The following is a 17,796-nucleotide window of genomic DNA, read 5'->3' as shown; positions in this document are numbered from 1 at the left end:
CATGGCAATCGACGCAAAGGACATAAGAATCCTGGTGATTAACGGCAGCCCCAGGAAAAACAGCAACACCGCCCAGCTGGCCGAAAAGGCGGCCGAGGGTGCACGCTCCCTGGGAGCAGAGACTGTGATCTATGACATCGCCGGCAAGTGCTATGAGCACTGCAGGGAGAGCTGCAAGGCCTACCACACACGCACAGGAAACTGCATCCTAGACGATGACCTGCACGATCTCGCCAATGAGTGGATCCGCGCCGACGGCATCATCTACGCCGTGCCCCTATTTCATATGGGCATGCCCAGCGCCATGAACGCCATTATTACCCGGCTGGGCGCCATCGTCTTCGGCCATACCGAGGGCAAAGTGCCACGCCTGCTGAAGGTGGGCGGCTGCATCGTTCAGGGCAACACCCACTATGGCGGGCAGGAGGTTGTAATGGAGTACCTCAATGCCCACCTTCTGCTCATGAACTGCCTCCCCGTGACCTCCGACATGCCAGAAGCCTATATTGGTACCGGTGCGCAGGCGGACAACAACGGAAAAATCGATCGGGAGGACGTCGTCTTTGAGAACTCATTCATGCTGGGCGTGCGGGTGGCTGAGACGGCGAAGATCATCGCCTGCGGCCGCGAGGCCCTGGCCGACAGCCTGCCCGATGAGTACTACTACGACAGAAACCGCATTTTCCAGCCCCCGCGCAAGTAATTCTTACCCTAGCCGAGCGAAGCCCAGCGGATCGTTGGAACAACAATCGGGATCCTATATACCTATATACAACATACTATACGGAGGAGGAAAACCATGAAAAAGCTGATTTCTGCAATACTCGTGTCCGCGATGCTTCTTGCGCTCCTCGCCGGGTGCGGCGGTGGAGGCGACAAAGCGGCGGAAACCCAGGCCCCTGGAGAGGAGAAGGGAGAGACGCTGCAGGTCGCCCTGGTTGTGGCCGACAGCGTGGAGAGCATTTACAACCGCTGCATGTTGCTGGCCCTCCAGCGCCTGCAAGAGAGCGGCGAACCCTTTGAGTTCAAGTATATTGAGAACGTGACCTCTGACAACGCCGAGTCGGTCATGCGCACCTATGCCGAGGCCGGGTATGATGTAATCATCGCCCACGCCGGTGTCTGCCGTGACGCGGCGGGCAAGATCCACGGTGACTATCCCGACGTTGTCTTCCTGGGCGGCGGCAACGACTGGGAGACTCCAGAGCCCAACGTGGGCGCCTATGACCAGGCTATCCACGAGGGTTGTTATGTCCAGGGCGTTATTGCCGGGCTGATGACTAAGAGCAATGTGGTGGGCTACGTCGCCGCCATGCCCACGGCCAACATTACCAGTGAGGCCAATGCCTATACGCGCGGTGTCAAGTCCGTCAACCCCGATTGCCAGGTCCTGGTGTCCTACATGGAGACCTGGTACGACCCTGTCAAGGCCAAGGAGTGCACCAACTCTCAGATTTCCATGGGCGCGGACATCATCTTCGGCGAGCGTGACGGCGTGATTCAGGCCTGTCAGGAGGCCGGGATCTACGCCATGGCCGAGAAGATGGACCAAAGTGACATCGCCCCCGAGACCGTGATCGCCCAGTCGATCGTCCGTTGGGATAACACCCTGAAGGAGGTCTTTGATCTTATCCGTGAGGGCAAGTTTGAAAACCGCTACTATACCAACTATGAGGGCTCGATGGCTGCCGGCGTGTGCGAGGTACTCATCAACGAGGACGTTGTGCCCAAGGAGATTGTGGAGACGGCCCGTCAGGTCGAGGAGCAGATCATCAGCGGCGAACTCGTCGTTCCCTTTGAGCCTTAACCCGGGCAGCGAAAGTACAAACAGTACGCCGGAGGTCCGCTTCCGGGCCTCTGGCGGAATAAATGAGGAGTTTGGGAATGGAACATGAACCGACCAATATGCAGCAGAGCAGCGTACCCATTCTCCGCCTGGAGGGGCTGACTAAGAAGTTTGGTATGCTTACAGCCTGCGACAATGTCTCGTTGTCTATCCAGAAGGGTGAGGTACATGTCTTCTTTGGAGAAAACGGAGCCGGAAAAAGTACGCTTTCAAACATGATTTACGGATATCTCCGGCCGACATCCGGAAATATTTACATCAACGGCAAGTTGACTCGCCTTCGCTCCCCCAAGGATGCCGCGGCGCACAACATCGGCATGGTTCACCAGCACTTCATGCTCGTGCCCACACTCTCCGGTATGAAAAACCTTCTGCTGGGCCTGGACTATGGAAAGGGCCCGCTGCTGGATATGCGCCGGGCCCGGGAGCGTGCTGAGGAGCTGTGCAAGCGCTACGGTGTGGATATCGACCTTGACAAGGAAATCTGGCGCCTGTCTGTGGGTGAGCAGCAGTGGATTGAGATCCTCAAGGCGTTGTTTCTGGGCAGCGACATTCTCATTCTGGATGAACCGACCGCTGTTCTGACGGTGCAGGAAGTAGAAACGCTCATGGGCCACATTCTGGATATGAAGCGGGAGGGCATTACCGTCATCATGGTCTCCCACAAGCTCAAGGAGATTGACCAGGTGGCCGACCGGATTTCGGTACTGCGCCGTGGAAAGCTCATCGGCACGGTAAACGCCGGAGAGGTGACCCATGAACAGCTTATCAAAATGATGATCGGCCGCAGTTATGACATGGGTGTAAAGAAGCCCCCGTTGCGCGCCGGCTCTCCGGTTCTTCAGCTGCGGGATGTCAGCACGACGAGCGCGGAGAAGGCCTGCACTCTGGACGGGGTGACCCTGGATGTGCGGGCGGGAGAGATTTTCGGCATTGCCGGCGTGTCGGGCAACGGCCAGAACCACCTCTACAGGACGGTGACGGCGCTGCAGGCGGCCAGCCAGGGAGAGATCCTGCTCAACGGCAAGCCGATCTCCACGCGGGTCAAGTTTGAGGACTGGTACGGCGAGCGCGTGGCGGAGATCCCGGAGGACCGCATCGAACACGGCAGCATCGGCCAGATGACTCTGGAGGAAAACCTCATCTTCGGTGCGCACCGGGAAAAGGAGTACCACAGACATGGAATGCTCAACTGGGGCGCCGTGAGCAGGATGTCCAAGCGGCGGGTGGAGGAGTTTGACGTGCGCCCGGCGGACATCAAGTACCCCGCCCGCTCCCTCAGCGGCGGAAATCTGCAAAAGCTGGTACTCTCCCGGGAACTCACCAAGGGACCCAGGCTGATTGTGGCGGCGCAGCCTACCCGCGGCCTGGACGTCATCGCTGTGGAGTTTATCTGGAAAAAGCTTCTGGAGGCGCGGGAGCAGGGGGTGGCCTGCCTGCTGATCAGCGAGGATCTGGATGAGCTCGTGGCCCTGTCCGACCGCATCGGCGTACTCTACAAAGGAAAACTCGTCAAAATCTTCGACGGTGAATTCTCTCTCAGTGAGATTGGCGACCGGATGATAAACGGCGGTGATCAGAAATGAGTAAAACAAAGAAATTTCCTTGGCGCATAGAGGAGGAGCAGAGCTGCTCCCTGCTCAAGCGGATGCTGATCCTGCTGGGAATGCTGGCGCTGTGTCTGACGTTGCACTCTCTCATCATGCTGACCATGACCGATGACCCGCTCCAGGCGTACATCACCATCTTCAAAAGCGCCTTTTCATCCAATTACCAGGTCTCGCAGACCCTGCTCAACTCTCTCCCCATTGTATGGATCGGTCTGGGGTTGTCCGTCTGTCTGCGAGCCGGTGTGCTAAACCTGGGCGGAAACGGGTCTCTCCTGGCTGGCGGCCTTGGGGCGGCAATTGTGGGGCTCTATATGCCCGGTCTGCCGCCGGTGCTGGCCATTCTGGTTACCGTTGTGCTGAGCATGCTCTTCGGTGCGCTGTGGAGCGGCCTGGCGGGCATTCTGCGCTCCCGGCTGGGCATCAGCGAGATCTACGTGACGGTTATGCTCAACTACGTCATGCTCTATTTTGCGACTTTTATGCTGGAAGTGGTCTGGCAGGATCCACTCAAGCTCAACTGGACGGAGATTATCTCCGAAAACAGCAAGTGGCCTATTCTCATCAACGGGACCTCCATTCATCTGGGTTTTCTGCTGCTGGGCCTGACTTTGATTGGGATTCTCTATCTCAACCGCACCCCGTTGGGGTATGAGATCCGCTGCTTCGGACTCAACCAGCAGGCGACGCTTTTTAAACTCAAGGCTTGGGACAACGAGAAGATTATCCTCTTTGTCATGCTCTTTTCCGGCGCGATTGCCGGCCTGGCCGGCGCATCTCAGGTGGCGGGGTATCAGTACCGTTTCAGCCTGGCCATCAACAATGACTTCGGCTTTACCGGTATTGTGGCGGCAAAACTGGGCGGCCTCAACCCCTTCGGCATTCTGGCTGCGGGACTGCTGCTGGGTGTGCTGTCTTCGGGCTCGACGGCAATGCAGGTAATGACGGGTGTGCCCAACTCCATTATTGATGTGCTCCAGGGTATGCTTCTGGTTGCGGCCATCTGTGCGGATCGGTTGGCCATGTATAAGATTGTGCGCGTGGAAGGAGGCGGGCAGAAGTGAGCTGTGCGGTTATTATCAGCCTGTTCGCCATGGCTGTGCGCATGACGATACCGTATCTCTATGCCAGCCTGGGTGAGATGTACGCGCAGAAATCGGGCGTTATGAACCTAGGCCTGGAAGGCATGATGACGGTGGGGGCATTTATGGCCTTCATGGTCAATTATTACACTGGTAACTACTGGCTGGGCTTCCTCGCCGCTGTAGGCGGGTGCCTTATGGTCGGGCTTATTTACGGCGCGCTGGTGATCTGGTTCGGCGTGGACCAGGCCATTACGGGTATCGCCTTCAACTTGTTGATTCTGGGCAGTTCCAGCTTTTTCTTCCGGCTGGTATTCGGCATTCCCAAGGTAATGCCCTTGGCCGAGAACACCTTCCCCATTGTCAAAATCCCGCTGCTCTGTGACATTCCCTGGCTGGGTCCCGTCCTCTTCCAGCAGTACGGCCTGACCTATCTGGCACTGCTTCTGGTCGTGTTTTCGGTGTTCTTTTTTCAGCGCACCAAGGCCGGCATCGTGATCATCGCCTGCGGCGAGAGCCCCAAGGCGGCAGAAACCCGCGGTGTTCACGTCAACCGGACGCGGCTTTTGTGCGTGCTGGTCAGCACTCTTTTTGCGGCGGCAGCGGGCACTTACCTCTCCACGGCGGCCTTCAACCAGTATACCGCCGGCATGGTGTCCGGGCGCGGCTATATCGCCTATGCGCTGGTCATTTTTGGAAGATGGAACCCGGCGTACATTCTGCTGGGCGCGTTGCTCTTCGGTTTTTTGGAGGCACTGGCGCTGCTGATGCAGGTAACGAGTCTCATCCCGCACCAGTTCCTGCTTATGGCACCCTATTTGCTGACGGTTCTGGCCCTGGTCGTGACCTCGCTCAAGAGCAGAAGTGCCCGACCGGCCTGCCTGGGTGTACGCTATAAGACGAGCAAGTAAGCATTTTCATATCAGAACGGAGGAATTCACATGCTCAACTTCACATACCATATTCCCACGAAGGCCTTCTTCGGCGAGGGCCAAATCGCGTCCCTAGTGGATGCAGTTAAGGAGTACGGTACTCGGGTGCTTGTTGTGACCTACAAGCGCCGCAGTGACTCCGAGATGAAGATCTGTGAGGAGGCTCTGTCCCGGATGAAGGACGCGGGGATTACCTGCACCCTCTTCAATCAGGTAGATCCCAACCCCGTGATTACTACGGTCGCTGAGGGCGGCAAGCTGTGTCGTAAGGACGGCATTGAGGTGGTGCTGGCCATTGGCGGCGGCAGCGCCATTGATTGTGCCAAGGGCATCGCCGCGGCGGCCCGCTATGACGGCGACCCTTGGGATCTGGTACTACACAACGACTGGGTGAAGAGTGCCCTTCCTGTGGGCTGCATCCTGACTATCGCGGCCGCCGGGTCTGAGATGGATCACACCGCCGTAATCAGCAACCTGGTCACCAAAGAGAAGCTTCACCTCTTCAACGACCTGCTCACTCCCAGCTTTGCCATTCTGGACCCGACCTATACCTACTCTGTGCCCCGCTTCCAGACGGCTGCCGGCTGTGCGGACATCATTAGCCACGCCATGGAGGTCTACTTCGCCAACACCCCGGATACCTATGTGCAGAACCGTATGGCCGAAGGTATGATGAAGACGGTGATCCACTACACCGACACGGTTCTTTCCGACCCGTGCAACTATGAGGCCCGGGCAAACATCATGTGGGCTTCCACCCTGACCATCAACAGCATGCTGGCCCACGGCAAGCTCATCCAGTGGAGCACCCACTACATCGAGCACACCGTCAGTGCTTTCTACAATGTACCCCACGGGGCCGGCATCGCGGTGATTTTGCCCCACTGGATGGAGTACGTACTGGACGAGACGACGGTTGACAACTTCGTCGACTTCGCTGTGAACGTCTGGGGCATTCCCTGCAGCGATGATCCTTTTGCCATGGCCCGAGCTGGCATTACCGCTCTGCGGGAATATCTCTTCAAGAAGCTGGAGCTGCCCTCCACCTTACGTGAACTAGGCGTTGAGGAGGACAAGCTCAACGAACTGGCCGCCAGCGCCGTGGGCGAGGGCCCCATTAAAGGCACGAAGCTCCTGCTGCAGGAGGACGTATATAAAATTCTCCGCAGCGCCTTTTAAAACGCTCCCCTCGGAAAAATCTCTTGTTTCTCTGCATGCGCAGCGCCCCCTCCAGCCTCAAGGCGGAGGGGGCGCTGCCCACTTTTTATTAAGGGAAAACACACTGTGTAAAAAGGCGCAATCCCGTCTGGCAGATGCTTATTTCATGTTATTTGGCTACCACTGTTTTACAAACACCTGCCCCGAGGGGCGGAGTGTTTTGTATGCGACCCGTTCTTCTTACACCGTCCGGCCGGCACTGTGGGTCCGGACGCAGTCCCGCAGGATGCCGGGGAAGGTGCGCAGGAACAGCACCGTGGTCACCGCGGCGGCCACCAGGTCGGCGATGGGTTCGGAGAAGAAGGTGGCCTCCGCCCCAAAGAAGCGGGGCAGGAGCAGCAGGCAGGCCAGAAACACGCTCTTGCGGAACATGGAGCAGAAGAGGGCCTGCCGCACCCGTCCCAGAGCGGTGGTCTCGTCCACCAGGGGGTACTGGACCGCCAGGGGCAATATCATGGCGGTGAAGATCTTGATATAATGGACCGACCGGGCGGCCACGTCAGCATCAGAGGTAAAAAGGCCCACGAAGAGGGGCGAGAGGGTGTGGGTCACCACCATCATGGCGGCGCAGAAGGCCAGGCACAGGCCCACGATGGCCCTCATGGCCTCTCTGATACGCCCAGGCTGCCCGGCACCGTAGTTGAAGCTGACCACCGGCTGGGTGCCCAGGGTCATGCCTCCCATGGGCATGGTGATGAGGAGCAGGTAGCTCTGCACGATGGTGGCGCAGGTCACCAGGGTATCCCCCAGTCCCGGCCCGCCGTACCGCTGGAGCACAGTGTTTAAGACGATGAGGAGCACGCTGTCGGTGGCGATGATCAGGAAGGGGGACAGCCCGAAGGAGAGCACCCGCCGCACCACCCGCAGGTCAAAGCCGCCCCACCCCAGGGGCACCGGCATGCTCCGCCGCAGCAGGGCCCACAGCACAAAGGCACAGGAAGCCGCCTGGGAGAGCACGGTGGCCACGGCGGCCCCCGCCACTCCCATGTCCAGCGCAAAGATAAACACCGGGTCCAGGGCGATATTGAGCCCCGCCCCCAGCACCACCGTAGCCATTCCCATTCCCGAGAAGCCCTGGCAGATGAGAAAGCTGTTCATGCCCGCGGCCATCAGCGCGAAGAAGGTCCCCGCCGTGTAGATGGTCAGATAGGGATCGGCATAGGCGAATGTGGCCTCACTGGCGCCGAACCACATGAGGAGTTTGTCCTTCACCAGCAGAAAGGAGACGGTCAGCGCTGCCGAGAGGACCAGGAGCATGAGGAAGCAGTTGTTCAGGACACGCCGCGCCTCCTCCTTCCGCCCCTCCCCCATCCGCATGGCCATGATGGGGCTGCCCCCCAGGCCCACCAGGCTGGCAAAGGAGGAGAGCAGGGTCACGATGGGGCCGCACACCCCCACCCCGGCCAGGGCCAGTCCGCCCGCCGCCGGGATATTGCCGATATAGATGCGGTCCACGATGCTGTAGAGCACGCTGACCAGCTGGGCCAGCATGGTGGGCACCGCCAGATGCAGCACCAGCGGAAAGACCGGGTCGTTTCCCAGGTCGTTGGTCCGTCTCATGGGTGATAAGCGCCTCTCTTTCTCTCCATCTCCGCGCCCGGCAGGCGCGCGCAGGCCCCAGTATAGCGCAAGTTTTACTTCCCGTAAAGGGTATCTTCGCTTTCCGCTCGTTTTAGCACTCGTATTGCAAGAGTGCTAATGTTTACAATTCAGACATATTCTTTTGTATATTTGTTCATAATCCGGCCCTATACTGGAGACAACAAAGAGAGATGAGGGCGGCAAGTCAAGGCGCTGTTCCTCCTCTGAATGAGGACGAAAGGATGAATATTTCCCTATGAATAGCACACTTCGCGTCAGACTGCTAACCCCGTCCCAATCATCATCCGCAATGGATAAAGGAGAGATCACTATGTTTGGTATGCTTCCGTTCGAGCGCGGCAACGACAATTTCTTTGACACCTTTGATAACTTCCAGCGTAAATTCTTTGGCGAGAACAACACCAGTCTCCCCGCCTTCCGCACCGATATCCGGGACGCCGGCGACCAGTATGTGCTGGAGGCCGAGCTCCCCGGCTTTGAGAAGGAGGACATCCGCCTGGACCTGAAGGAGGGCATCCTCACCATCTCCGCCGAGCACCGCGAGACCAGCGAGGAGAAGGACTCCAAGGGCCAGTATATCCGCCGGGAGCGCCGGTACGGCTCCTTCTCCCGCAGCTTCGACGTCTCCGGTATTGATGAGAGCGGCATCACCGCCGCCTACAAAAACGGCATTCTGGAGCTGACTCTTCCCAAGGTCAAGCCCGCGGTGCCCGAGGCCAAGCGGATCGCCATCGACTGACGGTCAGCAGGAGCCGGCCAGCTCTCGCTGGCCGGCTCCTCTTTCGTTTGCGCCCCCTTGCTTTTACGCCCCGCCGGGGGTATTCTTTTCTGGGGCGGAGCTTCGGCCCACCCCTGCATTCCCCATTTGAAAGGATGTGAACGCGTCTATGAACGCTCAGAAATATACCCAGAAATCCCTGGAGGCCATCCAGGCCTCCCAGTCCATCGCCACAGAGTACGGCAACCAGCAGATCGAGCAGGTCCATATCCTGCTGGCCCTGCTGCAGGCCGAGAACGGCCTGGTGCCCCAGCTGCTGGGGAACATGGGCATCACCGTCCCCTCCTTTGCCGCCGCCGTCAAGGCCGAGGTGGAGAAGCTGCCCCGGGTCTCCGGCTCCGGCCGGGAGCAGGGCAAGGTGTACGTGGCCCAGGATGTGGATCAGGCCCTCAATGCCGCCGAGTCCATCGCCGCGGGCATGAAGGACGAGTATGTGTCGGTGGAGCATCTGCTCCTGGCCCTGGTGGATACCGCGGGCCGGTCCCTGAAGGAGCTCTTCCGCACCTATAACATCACCCATGAGGGCATCCTCCTGGCGCTCTCCGGCGTCCGGGGCAACCAGCGGGTGACCAGCGACAACCCGGAGGAGACCTATGACGCCCTGAAAAAGTACGGCTCCGACCTGGTGGAGCGGGCCCGGCAGAACAAGCTGGACCCGGTCATCGGCCGGGATGACGAGATTCGCAACGTCATCCGCATCCTGAGCCGCAAGGCCAAGAATAACCCGGTTTTGATCGGCGAGCCCGGCGTGGGCAAAACCGCCATCGCCGAGGGGCTGGCCCAGCGCATCGTGAAGGGGGATGTGCCCGCCTCTCTGAAGGACAAGACCATCTTCGCCCTGGACATGGGCAGCCTGATCGCCGGCGCCAAGTACCGGGGCGAGTTTGAGGAACGGCTGAAGGCCGTCCTCAACGAGGTCAAAAAGTCCGAGGGCCGCATCATCCTCTTCATCGACGAGCTGCACACCATCGTGGGCGCCGGCAAAACCGAGGGCGCCATGGACGCGGGCAACCTCTTAAAGCCCATGCTGGCCCGGGGCGAGCTCCACTGCATCGGCGCCACCACCCTCAACGAGTACCGGCAGTATATTGAGAAGGACGCCGCTCTGGAGCGCCGCTTCCAGCCCGTCACTGTCAATGAGCCCACGGTGGAGGACACCATCGCCATCCTCCGCGGCCTGAAGGAGCGGTACGAGGTCTTTCACGGCGTCAAGATCCAGGACGGCGCCATCATCGCCGCCGCCACCCTCTCCAACCGCTATATCACCGACCGTTTCCTCCCTGACAAGGCCATCGACCTCATCGACGAGGCCTGCGCCATGATCCGTACCGAGATCGACTCCATGCCCACCGAGCTGGACGTGATCCAGCGCAAGATCATCCAGCACGAGATCGAGGAGGCTGCCCTCAAGAAGGAGGACGACGCCCTCTCCAGGGAGCACCTGGCCGAAATCCAGAAGGAGCTGGCCGAGATGCGGGACGAGTTCAACGCCAAGAAGGCCCAGTGGGAGAACGAGAAGAACGCCATCGGCAAGGTCCAGCAGCTCCGTGCCGAGCTGGAGGAGGCCAACGCCGCTCTGGAAAAGGCCCAGCGGGAGTATGACCTGAACCGCGCGGCCGAGCTCCAGTACGGCAGGATCCCCGAGCTGAAAAAGCAGCTTGAGATCGAGGAGGGCTACGCCCAGCAGGGCAAGGAGTCCTCCCTGCTGCGGGACAAGGTCACCGAGGAGGAGATCGCCCGCATCATTGAGCGGTGGACCGGCATCCCCGTGTCCAAGCTGATGGAGGGCGAGCGGGAAAAGCTCCTCCACCTGGAGGACATCCTCCACCAGCGGGTAGTGGGCCAGGACGAGGCGGTGCGCCTTGTCTCCGAGTCCATCCTCCGCAGCCGGGCCGGCATCGCCAGCCCCGACCGGCCCATCGGCTCCTTCCTCTTCCTGGGCCCCACCGGCGTGGGCAAGACGGAGCTTGCCAAGGCCCTGGCCGAGGCCCTGTTCGACTCCGAGAAGAATCTGGTGCGCATCGACATGAGCGAGTATATGGAGAAGTTCAGCGTCTCCCGGCTCATCGGCGCCCCTCCCGGATATGTGGGCTACGAGGAGGGCGGCCAGCTCACCGAGGCGGTGCGGCGCAAGCCCTACTCCGTCATCCTCTTCGATGAGGTGGAAAAGGCCCATCCCGACGTGTTTAATGTATTACTTCAGGTATTGGATGACGGCCGTATTACGGATAGTCAAGGCCGCACCGTGGATTTCAAGAACACCATCATCATCCTGACCTCCAATCTGGGCTCCCAGTTCCTGCTGGACGGCATCGGAGCCGACGGCGAGATCGCGGAAGAGGCCAGGGATCAGGTCAACGAGCTGCTCAAGCGCTCCTTCCGGCCTGAGTTCCTGAACCGTCTGGACGAGATCGTGTTCTATAAGCCCCTGACCCGGGACAACATCACCCACATCATCGACCTGATGGTGGGCGAGATCAACCAGCGCCTGGGCGACAAGCAGCTCTCCTGCGCCCTCACCCCGGCGGCCAAGCAGTTCATCATCGACGCCGCCTACGACCCCATCTACGGCGCCCGTCCCCTGCGCCGCTACCTGCAGCACACGGTGGAGACCCTCATCAGCCGGCGCATCATCGCCGACCAGGTCCAGCCCGGCGACACCATCACGGTGGACGTCCGGGACGGCCAGCTCACCGTGGACAGCAGGACCGTCCTCACCGGCGAGATCGTCTCCTGACAGGTCTTGGCCCCGGCGGGGCGAGGGCGCCCTGCCCTACGCCCCCACAGGGCGCCGCATCTCACCCCGTTTAAAAACTTCAGGCCCCCGCGGACTTTGTCCGCGGGGGCCTGTTTGCTGTTTTTCAGATGCCGTCCCAGCGGCGGATGGTGTCGTCGTGGAGGCCCATCTGGTCCAGTACACGGGCGGCAAAGAAATCGGCCAGCTCCTCCAGCGAGGCGGGCTTGTTGTAGAAAGAGGGGCATGCGGGCATGATGACCGCGCCGCACTGGGAGAGGGTGAGCATGTTTTGCAGATGGATGGTGTTGAAGGGAGTTTCCCGTGCCACCAGCACCAGCCTTCCCCGCTCCTTGAGCACCACGTCGGCCGCCCGCTCCAGCAGATTGTGGGAGGCGCCGTTGGCGATGGCGGACAAGGTGCCCATGGAGCAGGGCACCACCACCATGCCGTCGGTGCGGAAGGAACCGCTGGCGATACGGGCGCCGATGGCGTGAAGGTCATAGTATCGCAGGGCGGTGCTGCCATAGTACTCCTGAAGGGCAGCCTCGATCTCCGCCGGAGCGGCCCCGTCCTCCCAGGCCCAGTCCAGCTCGCTGCGGGCCACCAGCTGTCCGGCCGAGGTGATGCACAGGTGGACCTCATGGCCCATGTTCAGCAGCTTCCGGATGACCCGGTCGGCATAGAGGGAACCGGTGGCGCCGGTGATGCCCACGATGTATTTTCCCATGTTCTCCTCCTCCGGAGCTGGGCCGTCCGCCTGGCTCCGCTCTGTTTACTGGTAGTCCTTCAGGTTGACCTTGGGGTAGCGCACCCGCTCCAGGCAGCGGCTCTCGTCGCTGAGGGTGGCGTCGATGATCATCTTGGTCTGCACGCCCCGCTCGTCGGAGCAGGGATCCAGCTCATGACCCTGGGCGTTGTGGATGAAGGAGATGTCCTTCTCGGGCACCACCCGGTTGGACAGGGCCCACATCACGTCGGAGGGCTCGTAGATATCCACGTCCTCGTCCACCACGATGACGTTCTTGATGTTCACGTAGGACATCAGGGCGGCCAGAGCCACGTTCTTGGGCTCGCCGGGGTTCTTCTTCTTCAGCCGGACCAGGGCCAGGAAGCCGGAGCCGTAGGGTGGGATATGCACGTTGATGACGCCCTTGCTCACATAGGTGGTAAAGTTCTTGATCAGCGGCTCACGGGGCAGCACGTTGCCCAGGTTGATATGCTCGAAGGAGGCGCCGTTGATGGTCTGATAGATGGCGTTGTTCCGGTGAGTGATGGCGGTGACGTGGATGATGGGGGAGTTCCAGGGGGCGGAGTAGTGGCCGGTGAACTCGCCCAGGGGGCCCTCCAGCTCACGCTGGTTGGGCAGGATCTCGCCCTCGATGATGAACTGGGCCTCAGCGGGCACATAGATGTCGTTGGTGATACACTTCACCACGTCCATGGGGCGGCCGCGGATGGCGCCGGCGATCTCCATCTCGTCTCCGTCATAGCGCAGTCCGGCGCCCACGTAGACCACCGGGTCGGCGCCGATGGCCACGGCGATGGGCAGGGCCTTGCCCTGGGCCTCAGCCTCGTCGTAGAACTCCTTCAGGTGCCGCCACTCGTTGATCATAATGCTGATCTTGTCCTTGCCCTTGACATGCATCCGCTGGAAGGACAGGTTCTGGCGGGTGCCGTTGAGCTCCTTGGAGACGATGACGCCGCCGGTAATGATGGGGCCGCCGTCCTTGGGGGCGTGGATGGGCACAGGCAGGCGGTTCATGTCGATGGCGTCACCGGTGAGCACGTTCTCCTGGCAGGGGGCCTTGTCCACCACACGGGGCTTGATGGGATGCTCCAGCTTATCGGCCAGGAAGTCGGTAATCTCCTCCTTGGCGCAGCCCAGGGCCACGGCGATGGAGTCCATGGACCCCAGCATGTTGCCGCAGATGCCAAACTCCTTGTCCTTGACCTGGGGGAAGTAGGCCGCCCGGCCGCTGGGCTCCAGGGTGGCGATGACCGAACCCACCTCGTGGTTCCAGTCCACTTCCTTCCTGGCGGTGAAGAGCAGGTTGTGCTCCTCCAGCGCCTTCATATAGCTGTTCAGATCGTAAATCTCATTCATCGGTCACAAAGCTCCTTTTTACGCATTGAAAATCATATCAGGAAATGCAGCGGGCCAGATCCTCCGCCATATCCCGGGCCCGGGCCAGAATACCCGCCTCGTCGGCCTGGGTAAAGACACCGCCGGAGAGAAGGGTACGGCCGTTGACCACCACCGTGTCCACCCCCTGGCAGTCGCCGGAGTAGACCAGGGTGGCGGTGATATCGCCGCACACCGGGCAGGACTTGACGCTGCGCATGGGATCGTACAGGAAGAAGTCGGCCCGCTTTCCCACCTCGATGGAGCCCACCAGGTGGTCAATGCGCAGGCTGCGGGCGGCCTCGATGGTGGCCATGCGCAGTGCCTCGGGGGCAGTCAGGCTCCGGGGATCCCGGGAGAAGGCCTTCTGCAGCAGGGCGCCCGACTTCATGGCCTCGATCATGTCGTTGCTGTTGTTGGAACCGGCGCCGTCGGTACCCAGGCCCACGGTGAGCCCCATGTCCAGCAGACGCCGGATGGGGGCCACGCCGGAGGCAAGGTACATATTGGACACCGGGTTGTAGGATACCATGATACCATATTCCCGGTATTTGGCAAGCTCTTCCTCGCCCAGGGCCACCGAGTGGACGGCCAGCAGGTCGCTGCCCAGCAGTCCGGCCTCCTCAAACCACTCAATGGCGGGCTTGCCGAAGCGCTCCCGGCTGCCCGCATCGTCGCTGCCGGTCTCGAAGAGGTGCATCATGATGGGCATATGGTTGGCGTCGGCATACTGCCGGGTAGCCCGCATGAGGCCGTCACTCAGGCCCCAGCTGGCCGCGGGGGCCAGCCAGACCGTGATCATACCGTCGCCGGACTCATAGCGGCCGCGCAGGTCATCCACGTCGGCAAAGATCTTCTCCGGCGTCTCGATGACCTCAGGCCGGCCGATGTCCCGGTAGCCCCGGCCGTAGACCATGCGCACGCCCAGCTTCTGGGCTGCATCCAGCTCCACGATGCCCAGGCCGGGGATGGGCTGGTGCTGCATGTAGTCGGCCACCGTGGTGGTGCCGCTGCGGACAGCCTCCAGCAGGCCCAGCTCCACGCCGGCCTCCATATGCCGCTCCCGCAGAGCGGCGCCCACCGGGGCCATGGCCTTGGGGAACCAGTCCTCCAGGCTCAGGTCGCTGCCCCGGCCCTTGGTCAGCTCCTGGTAGAGGTGGGTGTGGGTGTTGATGAGGCCGGGGAAGAGGTATTTGCCCGCCCCATCTCTGATCTCAGCGCCCTGCTCCAGGGCCAGGCGCTCGATCTCAGCACTCTCCCCTACGGCGCGGATGACACCGTCCTCATAGAGGATACCGCCGTCGGGAAAGACCCGGTCCTCCCGGTCCACCGTGACGATATGTACATGGACCCATGCCTGCTTCATGCCCATCATCCCTTTTCCGCCGCAAGGGCTTCCTTGCCCTTGGCGTAGATGACGCACACCTCGGCCAGCTTCTTGGCCAGGTCGGTGGCGGTCTTCATGCCGATGGTGTCGGCGGCAGCGCCCTCGGCACCCTGATCCTGGGACCAGACCTTACCGCCGGTGTAGCCGCCGGACTCGTTGGTCACGATGTTGATGGCACGGGTGCCGAAGAGCTGGATGATGTCGTTGATGGTGGTCTCCTGTCCGCCGTTGCGGGTGCCGCCCACAGCCACCGCCGCGGCGAATTTGTTGCGCAGCATGCCGGGATAGCAGTGCATGGCGGGGCGCATCCGGGAACAGATGGCGTGGAGCTGGGGGGTGGCGGTCATCACGTAGACCGGAGACACCACCAGGATGCCGTCTGCCTCGATGATCTTCTCAAAGAGCGGCTGCATGTCGTCCTTGATGCAGCACCAGGTCTTTTCCCGCTTGCAGTAGCCGCAGTCGGTGCAGGCGGCGATCTTCTTGCCCCGGACCGAGACCAGCTCGGTCTCCACGTCGGGGAAGGCCTCCCGGATGGCGGCCAGGCACTGCTCGGTCACATATTCACTCGCGCTCTTCCGGGGGCTGGCGCAGAGTCCAACGATCTTAACCATAGATCCACTTTCCTTTCTCTCTTGGATGAGCGGGGCGCGTCACATGTTGTCGTAGAGGAGCTTCTGCCGGGTATAGAGGAACCCCTTATGCCAGCCCACGCTGAGCAGGGCCGCGTGGGGATGGCTGGCCACGGTCTGTCCCGCCCAGGTGCCCAGAGCGGTATTCCCGCCGGCCATGACGCCGGAGTAGTTGAGCATGTACTCATCCAGGAACCCCTCCCGGATGAGCTGCCAGATGTAGCCCGGCGCCTCCACTGACACGTAGTTCACGCCGCACGCCCGCAGCAGCTTCAGAAGGGCCGCCGTGTCGGGCTGGTCCTCTCCCGCCGCCAGCACCTGGATGACGCTCTGGTCGGCGGTCAGGTCCCGGGGGCTGTCCACCAGGCGCACCGGCTGGGGCATGTGCTCCTCCAGATAGCGCCAGCCGGGCAGGGAGGTCATGATAAGGGGCTTTTCCTCCAGGGAGAAGGTGGCGTGCTCCATGGGCACGTCACGCCCGTCGATGGAGGCCACGATGTTCAGGGGCTGGCCGGTGCGCTTGCCCAGGCCGGGCCGGGCCTCCACCAGGTCGGGATCGGAGACCTCGGCATACCACACCTTGTGCATCCGGGCCTTCAGGGTGCCGGTACCCAGGATCACCGCGTCGGCGTAGGCCCGGCAGACGTTCATGATCCAGAAGTCGGTCTTGCCGCCCACGGGGTCAAACCGGTTTTCCTTGGAAATGAGCGTGCCCTCGGGATCGTCGGGAAAGCCCATCTTTCCGTCAAAGGAGAGCACCATGCAGCCGTACAGATAGGGCCGCTCCTCCGGGGGCTGGGGGAACACCAGCTCACCCATCACCCGGCGCACTTTGTCCGGAGTCCGGAGAGAGCTCCCCGCCGTCAGGGCGGCGAGGAGCTCCGGATTCGGGCAGACGGTGGGAAATTTCATATCGTCTGCGGAAAAGGCCATATCAGCGCTCTCCCTTCACGAAGGGCTTGCCCATGGCCTTGGGGCCGACGGTCTTGCCCACCACACCGGCCAGCACGATCATGGTCAGCAGGTAGGGCAGCATCTGGGTGAACTGGTGGGGGATCTCGATGCCGATGGCCTGCAGGCGCAGCTGCACCGCCTCGGCGCCGCCGAAGAGCAGGGACGCGCCCATGATGCCGAAGGGGTTCCACTTGCCCACGGTAACGGCGGACCAGGCCACGTAGCCACGGCCGGAGGTCATGTTCTCCATGAACACGGAGACCTGGCCAAGGGAAAGGGCCGCGCCGCCCAGGCCGCCCAGCAGGCCGGAAATCACGATGGCGATATAGCGCATTCTGTCCACGTTGATGCCCAGGGAGTCAGCGGCGTGGGGCTGCTCGCCCACGGAGCGCAGGCACAGGCCGAAGGTGGTCCGGTTGAGGATGTACCACAGCACAGGCACCATCAGATAGGCCAGATAGGTCAGCAGGTTCTGGCGAAAAATGCCGCCGATGCCGGGAATGGCGGAGAGCACGGGGATCTCCAGGGAGGGGAAGCCGGTGACGGAGGAGGGCTGGCCGTTGGGATACATGACGGTGAAGAGGTAGCTGGTCAGGCCCAGGAAGAGCACATTGATGCCGGTGCCCGCCACCACCTGGTCCACCTTGACCGAGATGCTCATGACGCCCAGGACCATTGCCGCGGCCAGACCGCCCAGCATGCCGAGCACGGCGCCCACCCAGGGGTTGCCCGTCATATAGGAGCCATACACGCCGAAGAAGGCGCCCATGATCATGATGCCTTCCATGGCGAAGTTGATGATGCCGCTGCGGGCGGTAAAGACCGCGCCCAGGCTGGCCAGCATAATGGGGCAGGCCATACGGACCATGGCCTCCAGGAATCCGCTGAGAATATCCATC

15 protein-coding genes are annotated in these 17,796 nt (G+C 61.4%); 8 read left to right on the top strand and 7 right to left on the bottom strand.

All coding sequences use genetic code 11. The annotated features are described in order from the left end of the window. The first annotated feature begins 1 nt into the window (after position 1). The 6 genes from ACTNBZ_RS01430 (at position 2) to ACTNBZ_RS01405 (ending at position 6,646) form a co-directional block, all read left to right on the top strand. Complete coding sequence (locus tag ACTNBZ_RS01430; RefSeq protein WP_441207852.1) at positions 2 to 703, top strand: flavodoxin family protein; 702 nt, start codon at positions 2 to 4, stop codon at positions 701 to 703. A gap of 96 nt (positions 704 to 799) precedes the next feature. After that, the gene (locus tag ACTNBZ_RS01425) at positions 800 to 1,807 is read left to right on the top strand and encodes a BMP family protein (protein WP_441207851.1); all 1,008 of its coding nucleotides are present in this window, start codon (positions 800 to 802) and stop codon (positions 1,805 to 1,807) included. 77 nt (positions 1,808 to 1,884) lie between these two features. Continuing rightward, complete coding sequence (locus ACTNBZ_RS01420) at positions 1,885 to 3,432, top strand: ABC transporter ATP-binding protein (protein ID WP_441207850.1); 1,548 nt, start codon at positions 1,885 to 1,887, stop codon at positions 3,430 to 3,432. Next, entirely contained in the window at positions 3,429 to 4,517 is a 1,089-nt protein-coding gene (locus tag ACTNBZ_RS01415) for an ABC transporter permease (protein ID WP_441207849.1), read from the top strand. The genes ACTNBZ_RS01420 and ACTNBZ_RS01415 overlap by 4 nt, the downstream gene beginning before the upstream one ends. Next, positions 4,514 to 5,446 carry an ABC transporter permease gene (locus ACTNBZ_RS01410; RefSeq protein ID WP_441207848.1) on the top strand — a complete coding sequence of 311 codons (933 nt, stop codon included), beginning with the start codon at positions 4,514 to 4,516 and terminating at the stop codon, positions 5,444 to 5,446. The genes ACTNBZ_RS01415 and ACTNBZ_RS01410 overlap by 4 nt, the downstream gene beginning before the upstream one ends. Before the next feature lie 30 nt (positions 5,447 to 5,476). Further along, complete coding sequence (locus ACTNBZ_RS01405; protein WP_441207847.1) at positions 5,477 to 6,646, top strand: iron-containing alcohol dehydrogenase; 1,170 nt, start codon at positions 5,477 to 5,479, stop codon at positions 6,644 to 6,646. Positions 6,647 to 6,865: 219 nt separating this feature from the next. Here ACTNBZ_RS01405 and ACTNBZ_RS01400 read toward each other — a convergent pair whose 3' ends face one another. Further along, positions 6,866 to 8,245: an MATE family efflux transporter gene (locus ACTNBZ_RS01400; RefSeq protein WP_441207846.1), complete on the bottom strand. Its 1,380-nt coding sequence runs from the start codon at positions 8,243 to 8,245 to the stop codon at positions 6,866 to 6,868. Between the two features lie 352 nt (positions 8,246 to 8,597). On the opposite strand from ACTNBZ_RS01400, the gene ACTNBZ_RS01395 reads away from it, so the two are divergent. Further along, complete coding sequence (locus ACTNBZ_RS01395; protein WP_441207845.1) at positions 8,598 to 9,026, top strand: Hsp20/alpha crystallin family protein; 429 nt, start codon at positions 8,598 to 8,600, stop codon at positions 9,024 to 9,026. Positions 9,027 to 9,174: 148 nt separating this feature from the next. Then, positions 9,175 to 11,802: an ATP-dependent chaperone ClpB gene (gene clpB, locus ACTNBZ_RS01390; RefSeq protein WP_441207844.1), complete on the top strand. Its 2,628-nt coding sequence runs from the start codon at positions 9,175 to 9,177 to the stop codon at positions 11,800 to 11,802. A gap of 124 nt (positions 11,803 to 11,926) precedes the next feature. On the opposite strand, the gene ACTNBZ_RS01385 is transcribed toward clpB, so the two are convergent. The 6 genes from ACTNBZ_RS01385 to ACTNBZ_RS01360 are packed head-to-tail and all read right to left on the bottom strand — an operon-like array spanning position 11,927 to position 17,795. After that, positions 11,927 to 12,529, bottom strand: a complete 603-nt coding sequence (locus ACTNBZ_RS01385) for a UbiX family flavin prenyltransferase (RefSeq protein ID WP_441207843.1) — start codon at positions 12,527 to 12,529, stop codon at positions 11,927 to 11,929. 45 nt (positions 12,530 to 12,574) lie between these two features. Beyond that, positions 12,575 to 13,906 carry a UbiD family decarboxylase gene (locus ACTNBZ_RS01380; protein WP_441207842.1) on the bottom strand — a complete coding sequence of 444 codons (1,332 nt, stop codon included), beginning with the start codon at positions 13,904 to 13,906 and terminating at the stop codon, positions 12,575 to 12,577. 37 nt (positions 13,907 to 13,943) lie between these two features. Beyond that, on the bottom strand, positions 13,944 to 15,290 hold the full coding sequence (locus tag ACTNBZ_RS01375; protein ID WP_441207841.1) for an amidohydrolase family protein: 1,347 nt from the start codon (positions 15,288 to 15,290) through the stop codon (positions 13,944 to 13,946). Between the two features lie 5 nt (positions 15,291 to 15,295). After that, a complete protein-coding gene (locus ACTNBZ_RS01370) occupies positions 15,296 to 15,925 on the bottom strand; it encodes a flavodoxin family protein (RefSeq protein WP_441207840.1) in 630 nt (209 codons plus the stop codon). 39 nt (positions 15,926 to 15,964) lie between these two features. Next, positions 15,965 to 16,876: a RibD family protein gene (locus ACTNBZ_RS01365; RefSeq protein WP_441207839.1), complete on the bottom strand. Its 912-nt coding sequence runs from the start codon at positions 16,874 to 16,876 to the stop codon at positions 15,965 to 15,967. Position 16,877: 1 nt separating this feature from the next. Then, positions 16,878 to 17,795, bottom strand: a complete 918-nt coding sequence (locus ACTNBZ_RS01360) for an ABC transporter permease (RefSeq protein WP_441207838.1) — start codon at positions 17,793 to 17,795, stop codon at positions 16,878 to 16,880. Position 17,796: the final 1 nt, after the last annotated feature.

This window comes from Pseudoflavonifractor sp. HCP28S3_F10 (genome assembly GCF_052065415.1).
Lineage (GTDB): Bacteria > Bacillota > Clostridia > Oscillospirales > Oscillospiraceae > Pseudoflavonifractor_A.
The sequence above is the reverse complement of the archived record's forward strand: the minus strand, read 5'-3'. Positions and strand labels throughout refer to the sequence as shown.